Genomic DNA, 21,382 nt, shown 5'->3' with positions numbered 1-21,382 from the left:
CATGCAAACCGTGCTATAATGAGGAGACAGATCAGAATACTAGACCATTCTGATTGATTCCGCTATACTATCCATCAATGGGGGTTCCGCCTCTGTTGGTGGAACTCTCATTTTATAGACTTTTTTCTATGTTAGAAGGAACAGAAAGGTAGATGTCACCATGTACTACATTAAAGTAGACGATCTTGCTTTTCACTATGAAAAAGAACCCGTCTTAACCAATATATCATTTGAAGTGAATCCGGGAGATTTCTTAATGCTGACCGGTGAGAATGGGGCAGCCAAAACAACTCTGTTACGCAATATCTTAGGTTTACTTAAACCAACAACCGGACAAGTCACCATAGCTGACAAAAATCGCTCCGGGAACAAGCTGTCCGTAGGTTATGTGCCCCAGCAGGTCGCTTCCTTTAATGTTGGCTTTCCTAGTACCGTGTTAGAACTCGTGCAATCCGGCCGCTTTCAAAAAGGCAAGTGGCTGAGAAGGCTAGATAAAGCAGACAAAGAGCAAGTTAGGCGTTCCCTCGAATCCGTAGGCATGTGGGATATGCGCCATAAGAAAATCGGCGAGCTGTCTGGCGGACAAAAACAGCGGATATCGATTGCCCGTGTATTTGCCACCGATCCAGATTTATTTGTATTAGATGAACCTACCACCGGGATGGATATCCATTCACGAGAGGAATTTTATAAGCTGTTACGACATAACAGCGAACATCATGGCAAGGGAATTCTGATGGTCACGCACGATCACGAAGAATTGCGCAATTATTGTAATAAACATATTGAACTCGTGCGAAAGGAGGGATTACCTTGGAGATGTTTCTCTATGGATTCATGCAAAGAGCTTTCCAAGCCTCACTTCTCATCTCATTAATCGCACCCTTATTGGGGTTATTTTTAATACTAAGACGGCAGTCACTCATGGCAGACACCCTGTCCCACGTTTCCTTGGCTGGTGTCGCACTAGGGCTGTTAATCAGTATTAATCCGACATGGACAAATATCATCATGGTTACCATCATTGCCGTTCTGCTCGAATACCTGCGCATGCTCTATCGCAGCTATTCCGAGGTGTCCATTGCCATTCTCATGTCATCTGGTATGGCCTTGGCTTTATTTTTGATGAGTTTGAATCAAGGTGGTACTACGCTAAATATTAATCAATTCCTATTCGGTTCCATTGTCACCATTAGTACGGAACAAGTTTGGATGCTGTATATTCTAGCCGTTCTTATCATTGGTTTGTACATTATCTTTCACAAAGCGATGTATGTCCTAACATTTGATGAAGATACCGCGTTTACCGCCGGACTGCCCATCAAAATGATGTCGATCTTATTTAATATATTAACTGGGGTTACGATCGCGATTATTATGCCAATTGTAGGCGCCCTGCTCGTTTCGGCCATTTTAATCTTACCTGCTGCAATCTCGATGCGGGTTAGCAGAAGCTTTAACAGCACCATCTTGATTGGCATACCCATCGCCATAACAGGGATGTTGAGCGGATTGGTTACCTCTTATCAATATGGGACACCGCCAGGAGCAACGATCACCTTAATCCTTGTCGCCATTTTCATCCTGATTATTGCCGTTAAGAAGTTAAGCAAATGGAAAAAGACAGAGACCCTCAACGAGTAGTATAGAGGGTCTCTTTTCGTTTTAGCTTGACACCTATGGTAACATGATAGAAAAGATAGGAGCGTGTCGCATGAACAAAAATAGAATCAACAGCCTTATCCCTTTAGGTATGGTATTCGGTAGCATGATAGGGGTCTTGGTCGGTATATTCTTGCAACAGCCAATAGCACTAGCATTTTCCATTTCGATTGGGGCTGGATTTGGCTTATTAGTTGGCTCCGTGGCTTTTGCCTTTTATAGTGAGAAGGAATAGGAATAATTTCGTTAAATATTTTTGTCATCTTTTTCTTTCCTTTCATATCTTTTTAGAAAAATAAACCCTATTACAACGGCAATCATCGCAACAATACTAATCACAACGCTAAAGTTTTCAATCGAGAATAGCGAGGAATCATTATTCAGATACCCAATAATATCCATTAGTATGATGATGGGAGTGAACATCAGTAATATAATTAGACTGTTTTTTACGGTTTTTCTGCTCATATTATCAACCCTTTTTTTAAATTTGAATTACTAGACTCATTTCCCCCTATTATGTTACCGCTTTAATAGAAAGTCAAAAAATAAAAATAGGAGTGATAGTGATGAAAAGAAAAATTGTTTTTTTATTTTTAGTCGTTGTACTTATTTCTAGTGTGTTACTTGTTCCTGTTTCGGCTTCTTCTCAGGCTAATGCTTCTGAGACTACTACAGAAAATTTGGAGGTTGAACCATTTGCTATTCCGTACCCCGTAGATAAGCCCATTCACGACACCGCTTTCATAACGAATAGTCAAATAGGGGATATTTTAGAGCAAAGAGGAAAGCATGTAGGTTGGTTTGGTATAGTTACAGCTTTAGGTTCAATGATACCCCCATTTTCTTCAGTTGGTGCGGCAAACGGTGTGGCATTAGCATTTAGGGATATGGGTGAGTCAACTCTTGAAAGGGCATATAGAAACGGGCACGATTTATATGTTGCTATTTTAAATGCTAATGGAGAAAGTTCAAGTTTAACTAAAGAAGCTGTCCTAGCCCCCTCACAGTCAACAGTTATTTTTCAATATTATGGATAAAGAATGCAAATGATTATAGAATAGGGTATTTTCATAAAAACAGACAATATTATTCAAGGGGCTGTTGCCAACTAAATAATGGATGTGCAACAGCCCCTTGTTTTCATTAAAAGTGAATCGTATGATTTAAAATTTGCGAAGAATTGGAAGAGGATATGGATCGGTATATCCAATCCAAACCGGGCAATTTATTCCAAATTATACCATCCGATACGACATTTATTATATTGCTTTCAATGCCTCGATCGCTTTATGATAGTCTGGTTCATTCGTGCCTTCAGAGACATATTCCACATACGTGACTTTATTGTCTTCATCCACCACAAATACACTACGCGCCAATAATCTCAGTTCTTCCATAATCGTACCATAATTTTCACCGAATGATAGATCTTTATGGTCGCTTAATGTAATGGCATTCTCAATCCCTTCCGTAGCACACCATCGCTTTTGCGCGAATGGTAGGTCGTTAGAAATCGTAATAATTACGGCATTATCCACAGAAGACGCTTCTTCATTGAATGTACGCGTCTGTTTGCTACATACACTTGTGTCTAGAGAAGGCACTACACTGATTAATTTCTTTTTACCTGCAAAATCTTGCAAGCTGACCGATTCTAAGTCATTGTTCAAAACGGTGAAATCTGGAGCTGTATCGCCAACTTTCACCTCATTACCCTTAATCGTCATCGGACTTCCTTTAAATGTGATTGCTGTCATGATCTATCTCATCCTTTCCCTCATCTATTTTCCACCTTCCATTATACATACTTTTCGCCTGTTTTTATAATCATAGGGCTGAGAGGCTGGTTTTTCTATACGTGTTATAATGAATATAGCAATCTTTCTTACATACATACAAAAGGTGATGCATACCAATGAAAAACCATATCCACAAGCCATGGCTGCTCATTTTAACAATTGGCCTTGGCATATTACTAAACCCATTAAACTCATCGATGATCTCTGTGGCATTAACCAGATTACAACATGCCTATGCGCTGACATTTGCCGATGCTTCCTGGCTGATCTCGATATTTTACCTTGCGAGTGCCGCGGGGCAACCAGTCATGGGGAAATTGAGCGACATGTTTGGTCCGAAAAAATTATTTCTATCAGGGCTTGTTATTGTAGCGACTGCGTCTATTTTAGCTCCCTTTTCACCAAATTATCCGTTTCTCTTAGGGTGTCGTGCGTTGCAGGCAATTGGTAGCTCGACATTATTTCCTAGTGGCATGAGTATGGTACGAAAACATATTACACAAGGACAAGGAAGAGCCATAGCTATATTATCGGTCTTTGCTTCCACATCCGCTGCCTTTGGCCCTTCTATTGGGGGTTTTTTAGTAGCGTCTTGGGATTGGCAAGCCATTTTCCTTATTAATTTCCCGTTTATTATTTTATCCTTTGCGCTGGCTCTGTTTATTTTACCGAATACAGGCCAAGGCAAGTTTGACATCAAACGGATTGATTTCACAGGTATCATGCTCTTTATTGTTTCAATTGTCGGTCTGATCTTATTCTTGCTGTCTCTGGATCAACAGATTCGCTGGTGGGCATTATTGCTCTTCTTGACTGCGGCTATTGGGTTTTACTTTTTTGAGCGCAGACAGCAGGAGCCATTTATCGATGTAAAGGGGTTAACCAAAAACCGTTATGTGTCCCTGATCTACTTACAATTTATGAGTATTAATTTGATTTTTTATTGTTATTTTTTTGGATTCCCTACTTATCTCCAGCAATATTTGCAATACAGCGAACAACATACCGGCATTATTATGCTGTCACTGGCGGGATTTGGTGTGGTTGTTGCACCATTAGCCGGCAAAATGATCGACAAATATGGTTCGAAGCTGCCCCTGATTATTGGTGCCTCTTTACTGTTAGTGGGTACAGGCCTCTTATTAACGTATCAGGATACGTCGCCTTTGGCCTGGCTGCTTATCATTATGGCAGTGCTTGGCTTGAGTAATGGGTTTAACAACATTTCTACCCAGACCGCCCTTTATGAACACGTCGAACCAGAGGACACCGGCGCGGCCTCCGGATTATTTCAAACAAGCCGCTACCTCGGCTCTATTCTATCCTCTAGTTTGCTTGGTTTAACCTTTAATCGTCACTTAGATACAGAGCACTTACATCTAGTTGCGATAATCTGTTTTGTCTTCTGTATATTTGTCGTTGCCATGGCATTTATGCTTCCGGCAAAAGGGAAAACAGCTAGCAAGTCTGCCTAACGGGGAATAAAAGGTCGACTATGTTGGAATATGAACAGTTTAATGATAGGCAATAGCTTTTAAACGATCACAACCGAACGCGTTATAGTACTCCCCAAACTGTAACGCGTTCTTACATATGCAATTATTAACTAAAAATAAAGAATGCAGAATCAGCTTAGGACATGATTTATACTGAAAGTAATCAGAGAAGAGGGTTACGTTTAGATAAGAACATAGAAGAAATTGCAGATGCTGATCATTTGGAATCTATGTTACAGAACATTCCAGGTAAGGTGTGACATACTAATGTGGGGACTCGTTTTAAAAGATATGCTGTTGTTAAAAAAATACTGGCTGAAAGCAAAGTATACTGTAACTTTACTATTGATCATCATTCTATCGCTAATTTTCTAGAAAGAATCTTCTATGATTGTCGCTATTTTTATAACCATGCTGCTTCTTAATAGTGTGCAAATGTTATTTATCGATGATAATAAATCAGGATGGACTACATTTCTACATGCAACTACTAATTTGAAAGCGGGAAAAATTGTGTTAGGACGTTATACTGTCGCTATCACTATCATCATATTCGCTAATTTATTGTTCTTCTCTTTAAATTTGATTATTGATTTTTTATATCCATCCCTCTCCCTAAAGGGTGTCATGTTGTTGGGAATAGTGGTACTAAGTATCTCTCTATTATATATGTTGGTGCTTATCCCTTTCACGTATTTATTTGAACAGAATGGAATGATTTACACTTTTTTATTCTTTATTATCACAGGATTTTTGTTATCGAACATAAATAATATAGACTCAATAGCAGCCCAATTCATGAATGAAACAAATAATTTCTATTTAATATCTTTAGGAATCATAGGATTAATGATCGTTGGCTTTGTTTCTTACGGTTTTTCAGCATTGATTTATAAAAGACGTTTTATGAATCAATGAGAAGTTACTCTAGGTCGGGAGGTGATGTGCCATGAAAAAAATAAAGATACATCCACTAATTATTGTTGGTTTGTTCATCAGTTCTACGGCAAATGGGCTAGCTGTTTATCGCCATTATCATGACGATAGACAAACGACAGTTGTGTTTGCGGTGTTGTGTTTACTCACCCTTGGCATGGCTGTCTTTGGTCTCATTCGCAATCAGAAAATGAACTAATGGGGATGCCCTGTCTGTTGTTTGATGGATTGCCGTATCCAACGAACTGGTGCAATCTGCAAACGAAAGAGAGTGAAACTAAGGAGTGGGCAGATAATGAATAACAAAATGATGAAACGTAAGCAAACTTTAAAACGTATAAAACTTGTGTTAGGATTTATTCCATCCATTCTATTGGCAATAGTTGCATGTATACTAGCTAGCTATCAGACTAGTTACTGGGTGTTTTTTGTTTATGCTGCCATGGTGGCTCTGTTTTTAAGTGGGCACAGGGCTAGTAAAATGTTGAAAGAGGAATAATGAAATTAATAAGGACAGGGAGGGAACCTTTTGGAACAACAAACAGCAATGAAATTGATCGACTTAAAGAAAACAATTGGAAGCAAAGAAATTATTAAAGGGTTGGACTTTGAGATTAACAGAGGTGAAGTCTTTGGCTTTATCGGTCCAAACGGGGCTGGTAAAACGACGACGATTCGGATGATGGTAGGTTTAATGAGTATCACTGCTGGCGACGTACAAATATTAGGCAAAAGCATTAAAAAGGATTTTAAGGAAGCCATTGGCGAAGTGGGCGCCATCGTCGAGAATCCAGAAATGTACCCATTTATGACAGGAAAGCAGAATTTAAACCACTTTGCTCGGATGATTCCTTCGATTACTAAGGAGCGAATACAAGAAGTTATTTCCTTAGTAGGATTGGAAAAGGCAATCAACGAAAAAGTAGGCAGATATTCCTTAGGGATGCGACAAAGATTAGGAATTGCCCAAGCCTTATTACATAATCCGTCTGTTTTAATTTTAGATGAACCAACTAACGGGCTTGACCCTGCCGGTATTCGAGAGATTCGTCATTACATTCGACGCTTAGCCACCGAACAAAATGTGGCGGTGATCATCTCCAGCCACTTACTATCCGAAATTGAACTCATGTGTGACCGGATTGGCATTATTAAGAATGGCGAGTTGGTTACCATCCAAACGGTTAAAGATTCCACCACTGGATCTGGTGAGGATAATCAAGTAAAACTGGAAGTAAACCTTGCCGAGAAAGCCATTGAAATAATCAAAACAGAGTATGAAATAGAGGCGGTTCTCGAAGAGGCTTTCGTCTCCTTTCCATGCAAGAAAGAAGATATCCCCAAGATTATTAAAACGTTGGTGCTTCAGGATATTTTAGTTTACCAAGCAGTAGTATCAAAGGCCACATTAGAAGAAAAATTCTTGGATTTGATAGGAGAGAATGTCATTGAGTAACCTATTTCAATTAATTCGTAATGAAGTAAACAAGATCTATATCCTAAAATCCACTTGGATCATGTACATCATCTTAGCGGTGATCATTCTAGGAAGTGGAATGATGACTCATTTTTTTGGGGAAGTTAGTGACGGATATAGTCAAGATTCATGGCGTGCGGAATTGCAGGAAGAGAATGAAGCACTAACTACAGAGATGGAAGAACAGGAATTTATGCAAGATTTCAATACAGGTGAGATAGAGAAAAACAATTACTATCTAGATAATGACATACAGCCAGTGGGATATGACACCTGGCAATTTGTGCTGGACAATAGCATGTTGCTATCCATCGTGAGTTTATTAACCATCATCGTTGCAGCAGGAATTGTTGCTAATGAGTTTAGATGGGGTACGATCAAACTATTACTCATCCGCCCCATTTCCAGATCGAAGATATTATTATCCAAATACATATCGGTTCTGTTATTCGCACTCATTACCTTGCTATTTGTCGTTTTCTTTTCCTGGATTATTGGTGCCATTTTCTTTGGCATAGAAGGCTGGAACCCTCATATGGTCTTATCCCAAAGCGGTGGCTTAGAGTATGTATCGATTATTCATGAAGTGATTACTGGTTATGGTTATAAGCTAGTGAACCTGGTTATGATGGCCACCTTTGCCTTTATGATTTCGAGTATTTTCCGTAATAGCGCATTGGCCATTGGTACGGCAGTGTTTCTGATGATGGCTGGCAATTCCATTGTCTCTTTTGCCTCGCAATATGATTGGGCAAAATATATCCTATTTGCCAACACTGATTTGAGCCGATATGCGAATGATATGCCTTGGGTGGAAGGCATGACATTAACATTTTCCATCATCATGTTACTCGTGTATTACGTCCTATTTATCGTAGCTTCTTGGGCTGTATTTACCAAACGTGATGTTGCGGGACAATAAGGAAGGATGAAGATTATGAAAAGAACAGGTGAAACGATATTAAGTATCATCGGAATGCTCGGGTATGGACTGATTGCCGCTTTTGGCTCCATCATGTTAGTCCTACAAGATAACGAAACTTTCCTGCAAGATTTAGAAGAGAATTCACGCGAAACAAGTTCTGGTGATCTAAATGTAAATGCCGTATTAGATGGAATGAGTATTGGTGGATGGCTTTTTGTCATTGCTTCTATTCTGGCGATCCTATTGAGTTTTGTAGCGATTTTCTTAATGAAAGGAAATAAGCGTCCGAAAACCGCTGGCATTATTTTCATTGTGACTGCTGTTTTAGCTGCCATCTCCACAGTAGGGATCGGCATTATTCCTGGCATCTTTTTGCTTATTAGCGGCATCATGTGTTTGGTTCGAAAATGAGCCAATAAAGTTGGTAGTTTAAGATAAATAAAGAGCCCGTATTGATACTGAATGGCTCAATATGGGCTCTTTCTGCATTTAGATATATATTTACAAAATTACAAATCGCTTTTTTCTGAATGGCAATGAGACTCCGATTCAAAAGAGTGATCATATTCATCGTGGCGACGAAGCCATGTCTTACCGTTCCCATCACTGCGTCCAGATGGCTGTTCCCAGTCCTCCTGCCTGCCAAGAGCTGTTAAATCAAGGTAGTTAAAGGTACCAATGAGTAGATCCGTTCCACGGGCATACGTCGTGTAGGTGTGAAAAACTCTTTCACCATCACGAAGAAAAGTACTTATGCCAGGCACTTCCATGGACTGGCCTGCATCAACGGGTACTCCCATTTGAACCAGCTCATTCTTGGTCAAATAATTGTACTCAACAGGGGCCACGGATTCGTCCAGTGTCACATGAAAATCATAATTGAAATCACTATGGTAAGATGAATACCAAGGGATATTCCACCCCATACGTTCCTTATATTGTTGAAGCTTGGCAAATGGAGCCCGGGATACTAGAGCTAATGATGTGTTACGCGCATGAAGATGAGCAAGATGCCCCATGTTGTCTGCAGCCAGAGAGCAAGCAGGACAGCCAGCTTCCCAATCAGGATCAAACATAAAGTGATGCACAATAAGCTGAGCACGTCCTTCAAACAAATCAAGCAGCCTAGTCTTGCCCTGCAGACCATCGAAGACATAGTCTTTATCCACTTCCACCATAGGAAGTTTTCGCCGCTCGGCATTCATCGAATCTCGCAACTTCGTAAACTCCTTCTCTTTAGCTAGTAATTCCTTACGCGCCACGAGCCATTCATCATAGGATACGACATCGGTTGAGACTCCCACGACTAAAGTCACAAGCCCTAAACCTTATGGTTTAACGGGTGGGATTCTTGAATGACTAAACGTTCGCAGTCCATTTCTGTTTTGAACAGCCTTCAAGATGAGGGTATCTCATTACCCTTCCTAAGACAGTGCATATAGCATCTTAGGCTGATTGACTGTTACCATCAATCACAGGTGCATAACGAATATTCATAGCACCGACTAAATCACGATGTTTTTTGAATCCACATTTACACGTATATTTTCGATCTTGTGCCTTATTCTTTTCAAAACATGTAGGGCATGTTTGACTTGTGTATGCAGGATTCACATATTCCACTTTAATACCTTCTAAGTTCGCTTTGTATTCAATGAATTGAGATAGACGATAGAATGACCAGCTGTGCAGGTTCTTTTCGTTTTTACGGCTTGTTCTTGCCGTCTGTCTAATATTCGCTAATTGTTCTAAACGAATGACAGAAACCCTATGATCTTTTGCAAAATTTACGATGGCACGACTAACCTGATGGTCTTGGTCTTTCATCCATCGTTGTTCCTTGTCCTTTGAATTGCGAATAGCATTTAACTTTTTTCTTTTGCCTAATGCTTTGCGTTCAGAACGGAATTTTCGTTTCACGTATTTATTTTGTCTGCCATTACCAAAGAAGCGTACCTTTTCATCATCTGTTACAGCAACAGCAGGTACTTTTAAACCTAAGTCTACACCCATGACTTTTAAACCTGTTCCTTGAACGGTAGGTATAGTGACAGAAATTTGTGCCATCCATTTATTCGCTTTCTTTGTGATACGAAGTGTGCCTAGTTTGTGTTTCAGCAAATCCATGTTACGGTTATCCTTATCCATGAATAAGGCACGTATAGGTATTTTCTTCGCTTTCCCATCCATCATAATCGGCATGGAAATGTGCGTAGAATCAAAAGAATAGTTTTGGTTATTCCAAACACATACAGTTTTTTTGAGTATAGGAATAACTTTGTACTTACTCTTCTTCCCTTTTTTAAATACGCTTTTAGCATCTTTGATTGCTTGATTTTTAACCGCACTCGGCAAAGATACAGAAATATCTTTACTTGACTTCTTTGTGCTTTTCTTTTCATCAACCATTTCAGAAACGAGCGTATTGATTACAGAAATATACGTTTTACTCATTTCCGACAAAATAGAAGCTTGTTCTTTTGTAGGTATCAATTTAACTTTTATCGTTATTGTCTGTGACACATCATTCACCCCCTTGTTTTTTGTTGTTCAACATAACGCTTCATCGTTTCACTTGATACTTTTCCTGCGGTAGATACAAAATAGGAACGTGTCCAAAGACTTGGCAAGTGTTGAAGATGAGGAAATTCCTCTCTCAACTTTTTAGAAGTCACTCCTTTGATTTTTGCCATAATAGCAGCAGGGCTAAATGTTGGTAGTGAGTTCAGAAACATGTGGGTATGGTCTTTGTCACATTCTAAAGCGACAATAACGATTTTTAATTCTTCACATATTTCTTGGACTAATTGTTTGAATCGTTCCTCTACATCAGTACGAAGGAATATTTTCCTTCTATACCGGGGACAAAAAACAAAATGATAGTTGATTAATGATACGGTTGTGTTTGTTCTTCTGTATTCGTTCATATACACATTGTATCAGTTTCGTTTACAAACTACAACGGATATACCATAAATATAGAGTGAAATTTTCAGATACTTGAAGCACCACAAAACCTTATGGTTTTTAGTGGCACTCCGTATCTGACCTCACTCTCATCCCACCCCTAAAGGGGGGGCTGTCGCACCGTAGTGGGCTTTCCCGTTCGGAAAATCTGTAATTGCAGATGTTGTTGTGTTTGTTTCATATCATTTTCTCCCTTCTAAGTTTCTCTTAGCTTATCTTGAACTACCCGCCACTTATTCGACCTTACGGCCTAATGGAAGTGGGGGATTCCTAAGAACATCAGTGTAACCACCGATTATTGATTAGGCTAACCCCGTCGCACCGACGGTTAGAAGTCTTATCGCTTCATTTTTAAGATTTGTGCTTGCGTTAATATCTCTATCGTGATAAGTTCCACAAGAAGGGCAATCCCATTCACGCAGTGCGAGATTTTTAACGTCTTTGTTTTTATGACCACAACAAGAGCAAAGTTGACTGGAAGGGAAGTTTTTAGCAACGATTACAACCTGTTTTCCATACCATTTGGCTTTGTACTCCAACATGGTACGAAATTGTGACCAAGATATTTCACTGATTGCTTTTGCTAATTTGTCGTTCTTGAGCATATTTGACACTTGCAAATCCTCCATACCGATTACATCGTGGTTTTTGATGATTTTAGTAGAGATTTTGTGCAAGTAGTCCTTACGGGAATTTTGTATCCTTTCATGAATACGTGCAACCTTCATTCGTTGTTTATGCCAATTGGAAGAACCTTTAATGCGTCTTGAAAGTATACGCTGTGCGTTTGCTAATTTTTCTTCTAGTTTGCGTAACCATTTTGGATTGGGAAATACTTCACCAGTGGAAAGAATAGCGAAATCCTTTAGTCCTAAATCAACACCAACAGAAGCATCTGTCTTTTCTAATGGTTGTACTTCGGTTTCAACAAGAATAGATACAAAATGTTTTCCACTCGGGTTACGTCTAACAGTCGCATGGAGAATACGACCATTCGCTTCACGACTTTTAGCAAAACGAACAAATCCGAGTTTAGGTAGCTTGATTTTGTTGTCCACAATGGCAATATTACCGTTTGTATGCTTAGTTGTGTAAGATTGAACCTTATTCCTTTTAGACTTGAACCGTGGTGCTTTGTTTTGTTTTTTGAAGAAACGAGTGTATGAATCGGCAAGGTTTTTAAGGGAGGATTGAACAGCTATACTATCCACTTCTTTTAACCAGACTAACTCTTTCTTTAGTTGTGTTAATTGAGCAGAACAAGCGTTGTATGTTAAGCCTTTGCCAGTCTCTTTGTATGTGTCCTTCCACTTAGCTAAGAAATGATTAAAAACAAAACGTGAACATCCGATTGTTTTAGCAATTAGAACTTCTTGTTTTTTTTTGGATAGATACGAAATTGATATGCTTTGTTGACTATCATTGATTTTCATCTCCTTTTTATGTATTATTATGATATACAACCATTATATCGTGTATCATTTTAATCCACAAGGAGGATTCACAATGTCACAAGTATTAAATATGCGTTATCCAAAAGAATTGTTGAAGCGTATTGATGCGTTTAAAGAAAAGAAGGGTTTTACAACTCGTACCCAAGCTATTATATATCTCATTCAATATGCACTCGATAAGTCGGATAGTTAACGTGGCATAAGCCACACCCTATCCGAAGGCGATTCATCCCCCACTTACTCATTGAGCTAACGCCCTTCACATTCCTTGAAGATGGAGGTTTTCTCGCCTATTTTCGATAAAAAGTGAGCCGCTTTCCTGTAAGCAGACTCACATTTGATTACATACTCTCGATTAGATTACTGACTCGCTAGCTTTTCTATTTCATCCTTGCTTAGTTCTGTGATCTCAGCTATTTCATTAAGGTACATTTCTTTAGCTAGCAGTTTCAAGACTATTTTCTGCTTCATAACTTGCCGCCTACCTTCTCTCACTCCCCATTCATAATAGGAATTAGGAAGATGACGGATCATTTCTTTTTCCTCTTATGTCAATTGCTCGAGTCCCTCCGACATCTATCTCTTCTCCTTTTTGTATCACTTTCCACTACCTATATATGGTCTTATTTGTTATCATTTAAGAACCATTCACATACTTTGCTTGGTTACTGGTCCACAAGCTTTTTGATTTCTTCCTCACTCAGTTTTGTGATCTCGGCTATTTCACTGACGGACATTCCTTTGGTTATCATCCGCAAAGCTATTTCTTGCTTACTTCCTCTCGTGCCTTCTCTTATACCTTCTTGCTTTCCTTCTTCCATGCCTTTCTGCTCTCCTTCTCTCATCCCCATTTCATAATAGGAATTAGGAAGATGACGGACCACTTCTTTCTCCTCTTCCGATAAGTTTTCTAAGTTCTCGATTTCCTTCAGCACTTGTTTTTCCTCCTCTTCGTTTAGTTGCAAATACGTATCAAAAAAACCATACAGCAGTTCCATTCTCGCTGGGTCGATTTCCATTCGATGAAGCTACTATTATTTTCTACTCGTCTTCCAAATCTATAACATCCTGCAATACCGTATTACCACTATCATAGTGTTACAGGTGTTTTTCATTAAGTTGTTACCTTACCATATGGTTCTGAGGTCAAGTATCTTCCAAATTCGCCTTAAATACATAACTTACTTTGTCATAATCCATTTTATCTTCATAAAAACGATGTGCATCCGTCCGCTGCAGTCCAGAAGATAAAGCAACACGCTCATAATGATTTGCTTTGGTCCATTCATGAACATAGCTAAGTAGTTTCTCGCCGTAACCTTTGGAGCGCTTATTCGTATCTGTTACCAAATCACATACCCAGACAAATCGGCCATAATAGAGTGTGATCATCGGCTTGAAACCAGTAACTGCTACTATTTCGCCTTCATCCATTAAAGCAAACATATGATATCTATCTTTCTCTTTTGCTTCTACTACTAATTCGAGATAAGTTTCTTCATTAAGATGCGTACGCAATTGTTTTATAATTGGAAATGCTGCCATTACTTCATCTTGTGATTGGAGTTCTTTGATGGTTATAGTGGTCATATTTATCTCCCTTTTTTTGAATATGGTTACTTGTTACTTGTTTTCTGTTCAGAATGATCCGCTGCCCTGCGTTCATCAAGCAATAATGAATAGTTAGTCTCATCTTCCACCTTTATATTATGTAATGTAAGTAAAGCTGTTAATACGCCTGAGCCTTCTTTTTTTGTTCCATTAAAATCACCAGAATATATTTTTTGAGATCCACATGAAGGACTGTCAGCTTTTAATATTAATGTGTCACACCCTAAACGTTTGCAAATGTTCAGGGTCTCTAATGCTCCCACTTTGTATTGCTCGGTTACATCTTCACCGGAAATAGTTACTACCTTCGCTTGGTGATTCCATACATCAAAACCATCTCCATTAACTATTTCAGCTGGTTCTCTAGGTGTAGTAAGACCCCCTAATATTTCGGGGCAGATGCTTTTTGCATAACCGTCATCGACTAACTTTTTTAGTTTGTCATTTAATTTATTACCTCCATCATATCTGACATTTTTACCTACTAAACAGGCACTGATTAGAATCATGGTTACCGCTCCTCCAATTTGCAAGATTTTTATGAAACATAACAAGAACATAGAGACAGTGATTACATGCATATACGAGATAATAAATGGTGCAGTTCCATTAAGTCGTAAATGACATAATCAGCTTGTGAAAGTTCCTCCTCTTTTGCAAAATCGAAATGACAACCTACTGCCGTTAATCGATTATCTTTTGCCGCTTTAATGTCTGATATCCGATCGCCAACTACTACCGCTTCTTTTATTTCATATGTATGTAAAATGTGCTGAACGAGGTCTGATTTACTGTACGATTCTATTTGTTCTATACTAAATGTCTCTGAAACCCAATTGTCTAACTGATAATAATCAACAATGGCGTTTAAATATGCAGGCACTCCATTACTAGCAATAAATATGGAAAAACCGCTATTTACTAAATGCGCAAATACCTGCTCTACATTGGGATATAATGCACCTTTTCCACTATTTATATTTTCCACTAAGCTCTTTTGAAAATAATCATTGATTTGTTCTCTTCCCTCGATGGAGTGATTAGGCAGCAGTGTTGCCCATACTTCCGGCAAGGGCACTCCCATTATTTCACGGAATTTGTCGAGAGGTATAGCATCTTCCCACTGACCTACAGAAGCTAAGTGATTGAACGTATCCTCGAGCGCCACCTCTAATATTTTATTGGTTTGAAACAACGTACCATCCATATCAAAAATAACTGATTTCATTCTGTTTCGATCCTCTTTCCTCATGGGATAATCATTCATACTAAAGTTTTAATGTTACTAATCCATAAAAAGCCAAAACCAACGAACTGACTGCGAGCATAAGAATAGCCGTCTGCACTATGACAGACATGATGGATTCAAAAGTGGACCATTTCCTTTGTTTCTTCTTTTTGTTAAATACATAAATGAGCTGAAAACCAACAATGCCATAGCAACTACTTGCAGAATTTCTATCATAATAATCATTAGATCTCCCCCTGCCCCTGGCTTAATCCCTGAACCCTCATGGAATAATAACCAGCGAGACCGTTCTTTCTTTGTTGCTATCCTTTTCTGATTCCTCATAATATTTATTAAATAAAGCATTCAGTTCTGACTGGAAATCTTCAAATTTGTCTTCATCCAAGTGAAGTTTTGCAAGGGAAAAGGTTGTCTCATCTTTTTTTCCATCCATGGTCTTATGATAGCTCTGATAGGCTTGAAGAACATACATAAAATAAAAAGTGACAAAATTCACCTTTTCATCATAACTGGCCTGGTTCCATTCTTCCTCGTTAATCTTATAGGTTTCCGCATTGATGGCGTAAAATTTTTCTTCTCCGGAGCGTGTTTTCTTCGTATTTACAATCTTCACCAAGCCATCTTCAAACATGGCGTTCATATGCCGATATAATGTCGCCTGTGGTACATCTTCCAATAATTGATTTAGCTGCAAGATCGATAATCCTTCTTCTTTATCAATTAACGCTAAAGCTATTTTAAAACGTATCTGATTTTTAAATAGTTTGAATTCCAAATTGTTCACCAGCCTTTCTTTATCACTTATTTTACTTGATTTTTAAGAAAAAGTACAGTAATATTATCATTATCAATAATGATAATTAAAGAGGAGGAAACGATTTGAATACGGATATTCGCGCGTTATTTAACGTAGATTGGGCGGCGATTTTACCTTTAGTAATTCCGATTCTCGTGCTGCATTTTTTACTTTTAGTTGTTGCACTAGTTGATTTGTATCGTCGTAGAAAGCTCATTCATCATCCCATCATTTGGTTGATTATCATTGTATTATTAAACACCATTGGACCTATTATTTATCTTGTTATTGGCAGGGGGATGTTAAAAAATGATCGCTATTGATAAAGTGAACAAGTCTTTTCGAGGGAGACAGATATTGAAAGATATTACGTTTGATATCATGGAAGGAGAGTGCATAGGCTTATTGGGGCCAAACGGCGCAGGAAAAACGACACTGATTAAATGTATGACGGGGATTATCACTTATGAAGGTGGTGATATTACCTTTCATGGCAAAGATATTTTAACACGTAAGAACGATATCGGCTATTTGTCACAGCATACCGATTTTAAACAGTGGATGACTTGCGAAGAAACTTTACGATTTTTTGGCAGTTTATCTGGTTTACGAAAAAGATATCTTGATGCTCATATAGATGACATTTTGACAGACGTAGGGCTTAAAGATAAAAACAGTCATAAGGTGGAAGAACTATCAGGAGGAATGAAACAGAGGCTGGGGATAGCACAGGCCATTTTACATCAGCCCAAACTGTTAATCTTAGATGAACCTGTATCTGCGTTGGATCCAGTTGGTAGAAATGAAATCAAGCATTTAATCAAAAAATTAAAAGCCTATACGACGATTCTACTATCCACCCATATCTTAGATGATGCCAGCGAGTTCTGTGATCGCTATCTTATTATCAAAAGCGGGAAGATTATTGGAAACATCACCAATCAAGCGGAAACGATCAACAAGAAACAAGTATATTTAGAGACCTCTGCGATACCACCTGCACCATTAAATGAATGGTACACCGTACAAGAGATCAAACCTGGGCAATATTTGATCACGAGTAACGAACCTATCCTTTTCCAACATCTTGTTGAAACATTGGATCAACATAACGTCGAAATTCATGCTCTAGCATATGACAAGAAGAATGTAGAAAAAATATTTTTAGAGTTGGTGTCCGAAGCATGAGGAATATATCTATTTTATTAAAAGTGGAGGTGCTGGAAGCCATTAGAAATATCAAATTGATTTGGTTAACCTTATTTTTCACCATTCTTGGCGTCACACAGCCATTAATTGATAAATACATGGACGTCATCCTGGAAAATGTCGGAGGTGTGGAAGGGATCATGATCGATCCAAATGCCTCTGATCCCAAAGCCAATGAAGTGTTACTCGCTACTTTTTCCGGTCAATTTAATCAAATCGGATTAATCGTACTTATTATCAGTTTTATGGGAATGATCGCCAACGAAAAAAATAGTGGTGTGCAAGGCTTTATTTTCACAAGACCTGTATCCAGTTTACAGTATATCAGTTCCAAACTGCTGGGAAATTGGTTGATCAGCATGGTATGTATGGCAATAGGTTCATTTATTTCCTATTTTTACACGGTATATCTATTTGGTTCTTACGCGATCGTTGATTTTTTAGGCTACCTGATCTGTTATAGTGTATGGATTTTTTTCATCGTAAGTTTAGCCGTGTTGTTTAGCACGATGATAAAAAGTTCGTTATTTATCGGTGTTGCCACCATTTTACTATCGATGGTTTTGCTCTTACTAGGAAATCTTAATGACACCCTTTCGTTGTTCTTGCCGAGTGGAGTTCTGACCTTAGCAGAAGACCTACTTCTGCAAACAGGCAATGCTAATTTTCTGTTACTAATCGCACCCATCGTCTATTTGATTACCAATATGTATATAGCCAAGCTTTTTATCCAACGGGTATAGGAGGAATCGAGCATGTTATCCATTAAAAACGTAAGTAAAACCTATAAAGGATCTCATAAAGGAGTCAAAAACGTATCCCTAACATTGCAGCAAGGCGATATCTGTGCTTTTATCGGGGCGAATGGCGCGGGAAAAACGACCACGATTAAATCGATTGTCGGCATCCACTCATTTGATCAAGGGGACATCACGCTGTTTGATACCAAATTAAACGAGAACCCCGAACGATTTAAGGCGATGATTGGCTATTCTCCAGATACTCCCACTGTCTATCCACATATGACAGGGAAAGCCTATATTGAGCTGATTGCTTCTCTCTACAAACTAGAGGAAGAGGAGCTAAATAAGAGCTTAGCCTATTTACTTAAAGAACTAGAATTTGAAAGTGCTGTGCATGAACTGGTATCTAGTTATTCACATGGAATGAAGCAAAGACTAGTGCTTATTTCATTATTCATGCATAACCCCAGACTAATTATTTTGGATGAACCATTTGTTGGTTTAGATCCAAATGCCACCCACTTTTTGATCCATGAAATGAAAAACAGAGCCAAAAAGGGGGCCATCATCTTATATTCGACCCATGTGCTTGAAGTTGCTGAAAAAGTATGTAATAAATTGATGATTTTAAATCAGGGAGAAGTCGTTGTAAACGATACGATGCAAAATATCACCGAACACGCATCACTATATGAACGCTTTAGGGAGGTAACGTCGCATGAAACGTCTTAAGTTATTAGGTTTATTTCGCCTAAAAAATCAACTGAGACTGGCTAACTTGAATAGCTCCAACAAGGAGGTACGAAAATATGCCATGTACACCATTTCAGGTTACACAGCCGCTCTCTTCATGTTTTTAGGATATGTGCTATTTATCGCCATCGATCTACAGACCAGTCATAACATCGAAACTTTTTTTGTTTTATTAGCCTCGATCTTGTTTTGGGTGTTTGGCATATGGCATACGCTTAGTGGATTTGATGAGGTTATCGAGAGTAAAGACAGTGACTTTATTTTTAGCTTGCCGATAAAAAGCTGGCAAGCTAAGCTTCTCCCGCTTGGTAGCAAGTATTTGATTTCTATTTTTCTCACCTTTGTAGTACTGCTATTTGGATACCTTATAACGATTTCTTTTATCAACCATTATGTCTTGGTACTGCTTTTGGTGTTATTGTTGAGTGTGATTATCCCACTGCTGGCGACCAATGTAACCTTTTTACTTTCATTGCTTGTGCGCAGCTTGCTTACACTTATCAGATGTCGTCATCGTGTCATAGAGTCTATCCTCACTCTAGGACTTTTTGTGGCACCACTTCTTTATACGATCGTGAACGCAAGGTCTATCGATTATAAAGACTGGTTTATCGACGCTTCTATTTTGCAATATTCTCTAACTGCTATTCCTTTTTTATGGAATCTTATCTGGTTAATCGTACTTGTGATAGTTACCAGTTGGATCACCATCTTTGCATTTGTTTACTTTCATGATTTTCTTGTTAGTCAAAAAAACAAACAGCGAAAACAAAGACATACCAATACAAGGTGGACGGTGCAAAAACCCATCCTTGCGTTATTGTCGAAGGAATTCAGGTTATACTTTTCTTCCCTTACTTATGTCAGTAATACGATTTTGACCCCGGTTATAATGGTGGCAGGGAATATATGTCTCTTAATGGGAATTATTCCCCATGTGCATTCTTTTTCTTATGATATAATCGGTTTAACAATCACGGCTCAAGATTTATTTACCATGGTAACGTTCCTATTGCTCGTTCTGACAACTACTACCTCTTGTAGCCTTTCATTCGAAGGTAGCAATGTCTGGGTCATGATCGTTGCTCCAATCCGTCTCATCAACATGGCATTCGCGAAAATCTTGTTAAATACTATTTTATTTTTACCTGGTTTGGTATTAACGGTCATCGTGTACGATAGCATATTTCATGTCAGCCTACCTTACTTACTCTGCCTAACAGTCTTTATGTTACTAACGTTATGCTTAATTAGTGTGATTGGTTTTTTCGTCAACTTGTCCTTCCCATCCTATACATGGAGTAATGACATGGAAGTAGTGAAACAGAGTAAAGCGACCACCCTCACTGCCGTTATCAGTATGGTAATGCAAGGTTGCCGTCCATACTGCTGATTGTTGCATTCCTTCCGCTTGTAACATAGCTTGCATCGTTTCACGTACAACACTTCTCATCTTTGTTTCATCAACGGTATGAGTCGTTGCATTGTATATTTTTTGCTTTGCCAACCATTCATTATCAAAAGAGATCACATCTTGCCACATTGGTGATTCATTTTGTTGTGCTAGTTGAAATTGTTCTTTGACTGTTTGCTTTTCTTTGTCATTCAATCTGTCTTTACTGGAGGTAAATAACTCACCTTGTTTTTCGTCATCATCCATATAATCCATGAAGTGATAGAACACATCAAAATCATTTTCTTTATCAGATGAGGTATCCATTTTCACATGTTGTTTCGCATCCTCACGATCCATATAATTAATGTAATCGTTAAATGTACTCGATCTAGGTGTAACAAATTTACTTCGCAATACAACTGCCGGACTCATGGTTTATTCCTGACTTTCTGATTGTGCTTGTTGCTTTAATTCCTTTTTTCGTTCATAGTCTAATTTCTTTTGTCGCTGTTTATGAATCCTTTTTTGAACTAATTCTTCTGCTTGTTCCATTCCTTTTGTTTTATATTCTTCTGTTGTAATTAAATTTTTGAATTTATTCACCAGGTAGTAATGGTTCATGAACTCAAGAATGATTTTCGTGTCACGATCAATAACATTACTTGCTACTTGAATGCGATTCATTTTCTCTTTTACGAAACCTAATTTTTCATCCAGTAAGTCTGAAATCGTTTGTTTGAATAGAACATATTCTTCTTCTCTATTTTCAAAATAAGCATCCACCATTAAGGCAATGGCATTCGCTTGAGATGTATGATTTTCATTCGCTGCCACTTTAATTTTTTCTTTCGTTTCAGTGCTTAACAAAAAATAGGAACCCTGTTTTTTCTCTTCTGTCATGCTCAT

Annotated in this window: 28 protein-coding genes and 1 pseudogene; 16 read left to right on the top strand and 13 right to left on the bottom strand. The window is 38.4% G+C overall.

The window, feature by feature from the left end:
* Positions 1-160 precede the first annotated feature (160 nt).
* The 3 genes from BN6556_RS07995 (at position 161) to BN6556_RS07985 (ending at position 1,897) form a co-directional block, all read left to right on the top strand.
* Complete coding sequence (locus tag BN6556_RS07995; RefSeq protein ID WP_066189485.1) at positions 161-877, top strand: metal ABC transporter ATP-binding protein; 717 nt, start codon at positions 161-163, stop codon at positions 875-877.
* On the top strand, positions 814-1,644 hold the full coding sequence (locus tag BN6556_RS07990) for a metal ABC transporter permease (protein WP_066189482.1): 831 nt from the start codon (positions 814-816) through the stop codon (positions 1,642-1,644). The genes BN6556_RS07995 and BN6556_RS07990 overlap by 64 nt, the downstream gene beginning before the upstream one ends.
* Before the next feature lie 70 nt (positions 1,645-1,714).
* Positions 1,715-1,897 carry a hypothetical protein gene (locus BN6556_RS07985; protein WP_066189478.1) on the top strand — a complete coding sequence of 61 codons (183 nt, stop codon included), beginning with the start codon at positions 1,715-1,717 and terminating at the stop codon, positions 1,895-1,897.
* 11 nt (positions 1,898-1,908) lie between these two features.
* Here BN6556_RS07985 and BN6556_RS07980 read toward each other — a convergent pair whose 3' ends face one another.
* Positions 1,909-2,130, bottom strand: a complete 222-nt coding sequence (locus BN6556_RS07980) for a hypothetical protein (RefSeq protein WP_066189475.1) — start codon at positions 2,128-2,130, stop codon at positions 1,909-1,911.
* A gap of 101 nt (positions 2,131-2,231) precedes the next feature.
* Here BN6556_RS07980 and BN6556_RS07975 point away from each other — a divergent pair, with 101 nt between their 5' ends.
* On the top strand, positions 2,232-2,702 hold the full coding sequence (locus BN6556_RS07975; RefSeq protein WP_066189469.1) for a hypothetical protein: 471 nt from the start codon (positions 2,232-2,234) through the stop codon (positions 2,700-2,702).
* Positions 2,703-2,924: 222 nt separating this feature from the next.
* Here the strand turns inward: BN6556_RS07975 and tpx are convergent, their stop codons facing one another.
* On the bottom strand, positions 2,925-3,422 hold the full coding sequence (gene tpx / locus BN6556_RS07970; protein WP_066189466.1) for a thiol peroxidase: 498 nt from the start codon (positions 3,420-3,422) through the stop codon (positions 2,925-2,927).
* 158 nt (positions 3,423-3,580) lie between these two features.
* On the opposite strand from tpx, the gene BN6556_RS07965 reads away from it, so the two are divergent.
* The 7 genes from BN6556_RS07965 to BN6556_RS07935 all read left to right on the top strand — a co-directional run bounded on the left by BN6556_RS07965 (position 3,581) and on the right by BN6556_RS07935 (position 8,709).
* The gene (locus tag BN6556_RS07965; protein WP_066189465.1) at positions 3,581-4,939 is read left to right on the top strand and encodes an MFS transporter; all 1,359 of its coding nucleotides are present in this window, start codon (positions 3,581-3,583) and stop codon (positions 4,937-4,939) included.
* 408 nt (positions 4,940-5,347) lie between these two features.
* The gene (locus BN6556_RS07960; protein ID WP_066189462.1) at positions 5,348-5,878 is read left to right on the top strand and encodes an ABC-2 transporter permease; all 531 of its coding nucleotides are present in this window, start codon (positions 5,348-5,350) and stop codon (positions 5,876-5,878) included.
* A 31-nt stretch (positions 5,879-5,909) separates the two neighbouring features.
* Complete coding sequence (locus BN6556_RS07955) at positions 5,910-6,095, top strand: hypothetical protein (RefSeq protein ID WP_066189460.1); 186 nt, start codon at positions 5,910-5,912, stop codon at positions 6,093-6,095.
* Positions 6,096-6,191: 96 nt separating this feature from the next.
* A complete protein-coding gene (locus BN6556_RS07950; RefSeq protein WP_066189458.1) occupies positions 6,192-6,395 on the top strand; it encodes a hypothetical protein in 204 nt (67 codons plus the stop codon).
* 48 nt (positions 6,396-6,443) lie between these two features.
* Positions 6,444-7,352 carry an ABC transporter ATP-binding protein gene (locus tag BN6556_RS07945; RefSeq protein WP_066191213.1) on the top strand — a complete coding sequence of 303 codons (909 nt, stop codon included), beginning with the start codon at positions 6,444-6,446 and terminating at the stop codon, positions 7,350-7,352.
* Positions 7,345-8,295, top strand: a complete 951-nt coding sequence (locus tag BN6556_RS07940; protein ID WP_066189455.1) for an ABC transporter permease — start codon at positions 7,345-7,347, stop codon at positions 8,293-8,295. The genes BN6556_RS07945 and BN6556_RS07940 overlap by 8 nt, the downstream gene beginning before the upstream one ends.
* Positions 8,296-8,310: 15 nt before the next feature.
* On the top strand, positions 8,311-8,709 hold the full coding sequence (locus BN6556_RS07935) for a DUF4064 domain-containing protein (RefSeq protein ID WP_066189453.1): 399 nt from the start codon (positions 8,311-8,313) through the stop codon (positions 8,707-8,709).
* 98 nt (positions 8,710-8,807) lie between these two features.
* Here BN6556_RS07935 and BN6556_RS07930 read toward each other — a convergent pair whose 3' ends face one another.
* From BN6556_RS07930 to tnpB, 4 genes and pseudogenes are all read right to left on the bottom strand, one after another.
* Positions 8,808-9,614 (bottom strand): DUF899 domain-containing protein, encoded by an 807-nt coding sequence (locus BN6556_RS07930; protein ID WP_205410316.1) that lies wholly within the window; start codon positions 9,612-9,614, stop codon positions 8,808-8,810.
* Between the two features lie 130 nt (positions 9,615-9,744).
* The gene (locus BN6556_RS07925; protein ID WP_066189449.1) at positions 9,745-10,821 is read right to left on the bottom strand and encodes an RNA-guided endonuclease InsQ/TnpB family protein; all 1,077 of its coding nucleotides are present in this window, start codon (positions 10,819-10,821) and stop codon (positions 9,745-9,747) included.
* A gap of 5 nt (positions 10,822-10,826) precedes the next feature.
* Positions 10,827-11,225 carry an IS200/IS605 family transposase gene (gene tnpA, locus BN6556_RS21540; protein WP_078060055.1) on the bottom strand — a complete coding sequence of 133 codons (399 nt, stop codon included), beginning with the start codon at positions 11,223-11,225 and terminating at the stop codon, positions 10,827-10,829.
* A 342-nt stretch (positions 11,226-11,567) separates the two neighbouring features.
* Positions 11,568-12,688: pseudogene (gene tnpB, locus BN6556_RS07920) on the bottom strand (IS200/IS605 family element RNA-guided endonuclease TnpB).
* A gap of 83 nt (positions 12,689-12,771) precedes the next feature.
* Here tnpB and BN6556_RS22280 point away from each other — a divergent pair.
* Entirely contained in the window at positions 12,772-12,912 is a 141-nt protein-coding gene (locus BN6556_RS22280) for a ribbon-helix-helix domain-containing protein (protein WP_162840592.1), read from the top strand.
* Between the two features lie 472 nt (positions 12,913-13,384).
* On the opposite strand, the gene BN6556_RS07915 is transcribed toward BN6556_RS22280, so the two are convergent.
* The 5 genes from BN6556_RS07915 to BN6556_RS07895 form a co-directional block, all read right to left on the bottom strand.
* Complete coding sequence (locus BN6556_RS07915; RefSeq protein ID WP_066189446.1) at positions 13,385-13,738, bottom strand: RpnC/YadD family protein; 354 nt, start codon at positions 13,736-13,738, stop codon at positions 13,385-13,387.
* A 127-nt stretch (positions 13,739-13,865) separates the two neighbouring features.
* Positions 13,866-14,309, bottom strand: a complete 444-nt coding sequence (locus BN6556_RS07910) for a GNAT family N-acetyltransferase (RefSeq protein WP_066189443.1) — start codon at positions 14,307-14,309, stop codon at positions 13,866-13,868.
* Between the two features lie 26 nt (positions 14,310-14,335).
* A complete protein-coding gene (locus tag BN6556_RS07905) occupies positions 14,336-14,839 on the bottom strand; it encodes a DUF523 domain-containing protein (protein WP_066189440.1) in 504 nt (167 codons plus the stop codon).
* 62 nt (positions 14,840-14,901) lie between these two features.
* Entirely contained in the window at positions 14,902-15,558 is a 657-nt protein-coding gene (locus BN6556_RS07900; protein WP_066189437.1) for an HAD hydrolase-like protein, read from the bottom strand.
* Positions 15,559-15,841: 283 nt separating this feature from the next.
* Complete coding sequence (locus tag BN6556_RS07895) at positions 15,842-16,363, bottom strand: helix-turn-helix domain-containing protein (protein ID WP_235817471.1); 522 nt, start codon at positions 16,361-16,363, stop codon at positions 15,842-15,844.
* Between the two features lie 95 nt (positions 16,364-16,458).
* Between BN6556_RS07895 and BN6556_RS07890 the strand changes: the two genes are divergently transcribed.
* Genes BN6556_RS07890 through BN6556_RS07875 form a run of 4 tightly spaced genes read left to right on the top strand, consistent with a single transcriptional unit; the run spans position 16,459 to position 19,059 of the window.
* Complete coding sequence (locus tag BN6556_RS07890; protein ID WP_066189428.1) at positions 16,459-16,698, top strand: PLDc N-terminal domain-containing protein; 240 nt, start codon at positions 16,459-16,461, stop codon at positions 16,696-16,698.
* Complete coding sequence (locus tag BN6556_RS07885; protein ID WP_066189425.1) at positions 16,685-17,563, top strand: ABC transporter ATP-binding protein; 879 nt, start codon at positions 16,685-16,687, stop codon at positions 17,561-17,563. Before BN6556_RS07890 ends, BN6556_RS07885 begins: the two co-directional genes overlap by 14 nt.
* Complete coding sequence (locus BN6556_RS07880; protein ID WP_066189423.1) at positions 17,560-18,327, top strand: ABC transporter permease; 768 nt, start codon at positions 17,560-17,562, stop codon at positions 18,325-18,327. Before BN6556_RS07885 ends, BN6556_RS07880 begins: the two co-directional genes overlap by 4 nt.
* 12 nt (positions 18,328-18,339) lie before the next feature.
* On the top strand, positions 18,340-19,059 hold the full coding sequence (locus BN6556_RS07875) for an ABC transporter ATP-binding protein (protein WP_066189418.1): 720 nt from the start codon (positions 18,340-18,342) through the stop codon (positions 19,057-19,059).
* A gap of 1,267 nt (positions 19,060-20,326) precedes the next feature.
* On the opposite strand, the gene mobL is transcribed toward BN6556_RS07875, so the two are convergent.
* Both mobL and BN6556_RS07860 read right to left on the bottom strand, forming a co-directional pair.
* Positions 20,327-20,908 carry a relaxase MobL gene (gene mobL, locus BN6556_RS07865; RefSeq protein WP_066189414.1) on the bottom strand — a complete coding sequence of 194 codons (582 nt, stop codon included), beginning with the start codon at positions 20,906-20,908 and terminating at the stop codon, positions 20,327-20,329.
* Between the two features lie 3 nt (positions 20,909-20,911).
* On the bottom strand, positions 20,912-21,382 hold the full coding sequence (locus BN6556_RS07860) for a hypothetical protein (RefSeq protein WP_078059980.1): 471 nt from the start codon (positions 21,380-21,382) through the stop codon (positions 20,912-20,914).

Source organism: Gracilibacillus timonensis, from assembly GCF_900086715.1.
Lineage (GTDB): Bacteria > Bacillota > Bacilli > Bacillales > Amphibacillaceae > Gracilibacillus > Gracilibacillus timonensis.
The sequence above is the reverse complement of the archived record's forward strand: the minus strand, read 5'-3'. Positions and strand labels throughout refer to the sequence as shown.

Bases quoted from the DNA above. Each gene is read 5' to 3' on its own strand.
- BN6556_RS07995 (WP_066189485.1), top strand. From the start codon at position 161: ATGTACTACATTAAAGTAGACGATCTTGCTTTTCACTATGAAAAAGAA.
- BN6556_RS07985 (WP_066189478.1), top strand. From the start codon at position 1,715: ATGAACAAAAATAGAATCAACAGCCTTATCCCTTTAGGTATGGTATTC.
- BN6556_RS07980 (WP_066189475.1), bottom strand. From the start codon at position 2,130: ATGAGCAGAAAAACCGTAAAAAACAGTCTAATTATATTACTGATGTTC.
- BN6556_RS07975 (WP_066189469.1), top strand. From the start codon at position 2,232: ATGAAAAGAAAAATTGTTTTTTTATTTTTAGTCGTTGTACTTATTTCT.
- tpx (WP_066189466.1), bottom strand. From the start codon at position 3,422: ATGACAGCAATCACATTTAAAGGAAGTCCGATGACGATTAAGGGTAAT.
- BN6556_RS07965 (WP_066189465.1), top strand. From the start codon at position 3,581: ATGAAAAACCATATCCACAAGCCATGGCTGCTCATTTTAACAATTGGC.
- BN6556_RS07960 (WP_066189462.1), top strand. From the start codon at position 5,348: ATGATTGTCGCTATTTTTATAACCATGCTGCTTCTTAATAGTGTGCAA.
- BN6556_RS07955 (WP_066189460.1), top strand. From the start codon at position 5,910: ATGAAAAAAATAAAGATACATCCACTAATTATTGTTGGTTTGTTCATC.
- BN6556_RS07950 (WP_066189458.1), top strand. From the start codon at position 6,192: ATGAATAACAAAATGATGAAACGTAAGCAAACTTTAAAACGTATAAAA.
- BN6556_RS07945 (WP_066191213.1), top strand. From the start codon at position 6,444: ATGAAATTGATCGACTTAAAGAAAACAATTGGAAGCAAAGAAATTATT.
- BN6556_RS07935 (WP_066189453.1), top strand. From the start codon at position 8,311: ATGAAAAGAACAGGTGAAACGATATTAAGTATCATCGGAATGCTCGGG.
- tnpA (WP_078060055.1), bottom strand. From the start codon at position 11,225: ATGAACGAATACAGAAGAACAAACACAACCGTATCATTAATCAACTAT.
- BN6556_RS22280 (WP_162840592.1), top strand. From the start codon at position 12,772: ATGTCACAAGTATTAAATATGCGTTATCCAAAAGAATTGTTGAAGCGT.
- BN6556_RS07915 (WP_066189446.1), bottom strand. From the start codon at position 13,738: ATGGAAATCGACCCAGCGAGAATGGAACTGCTGTATGGTTTTTTTGAT.
- BN6556_RS07910 (WP_066189443.1), bottom strand. From the start codon at position 14,309: ATGACCACTATAACCATCAAAGAACTCCAATCACAAGATGAAGTAATG.
- BN6556_RS07905 (WP_066189440.1), bottom strand. From the start codon at position 14,839: ATGATTCTAATCAGTGCCTGTTTAGTAGGTAAAAATGTCAGATATGAT.
- BN6556_RS07900 (WP_066189437.1), bottom strand. From the start codon at position 15,558: ATGAAATCAGTTATTTTTGATATGGATGGTACGTTGTTTCAAACCAAT.
- BN6556_RS07885 (WP_066189425.1), top strand. From the start codon at position 16,685: ATGATCGCTATTGATAAAGTGAACAAGTCTTTTCGAGGGAGACAGATA.
- BN6556_RS07880 (WP_066189423.1), top strand. From the start codon at position 17,560: ATGAGGAATATATCTATTTTATTAAAAGTGGAGGTGCTGGAAGCCATT.
- BN6556_RS07875 (WP_066189418.1), top strand. From the start codon at position 18,340: ATGTTATCCATTAAAAACGTAAGTAAAACCTATAAAGGATCTCATAAA.
- mobL (WP_066189414.1), bottom strand. From the start codon at position 20,908: ATGAGTCCGGCAGTTGTATTGCGAAGTAAATTTGTTACACCTAGATCG.
- BN6556_RS07860 (WP_078059980.1), bottom strand. From the start codon at position 21,382: ATGAGCATGACAGAAGAGAAAAAACAGGGTTCCTATTTTTTGTTAAGC.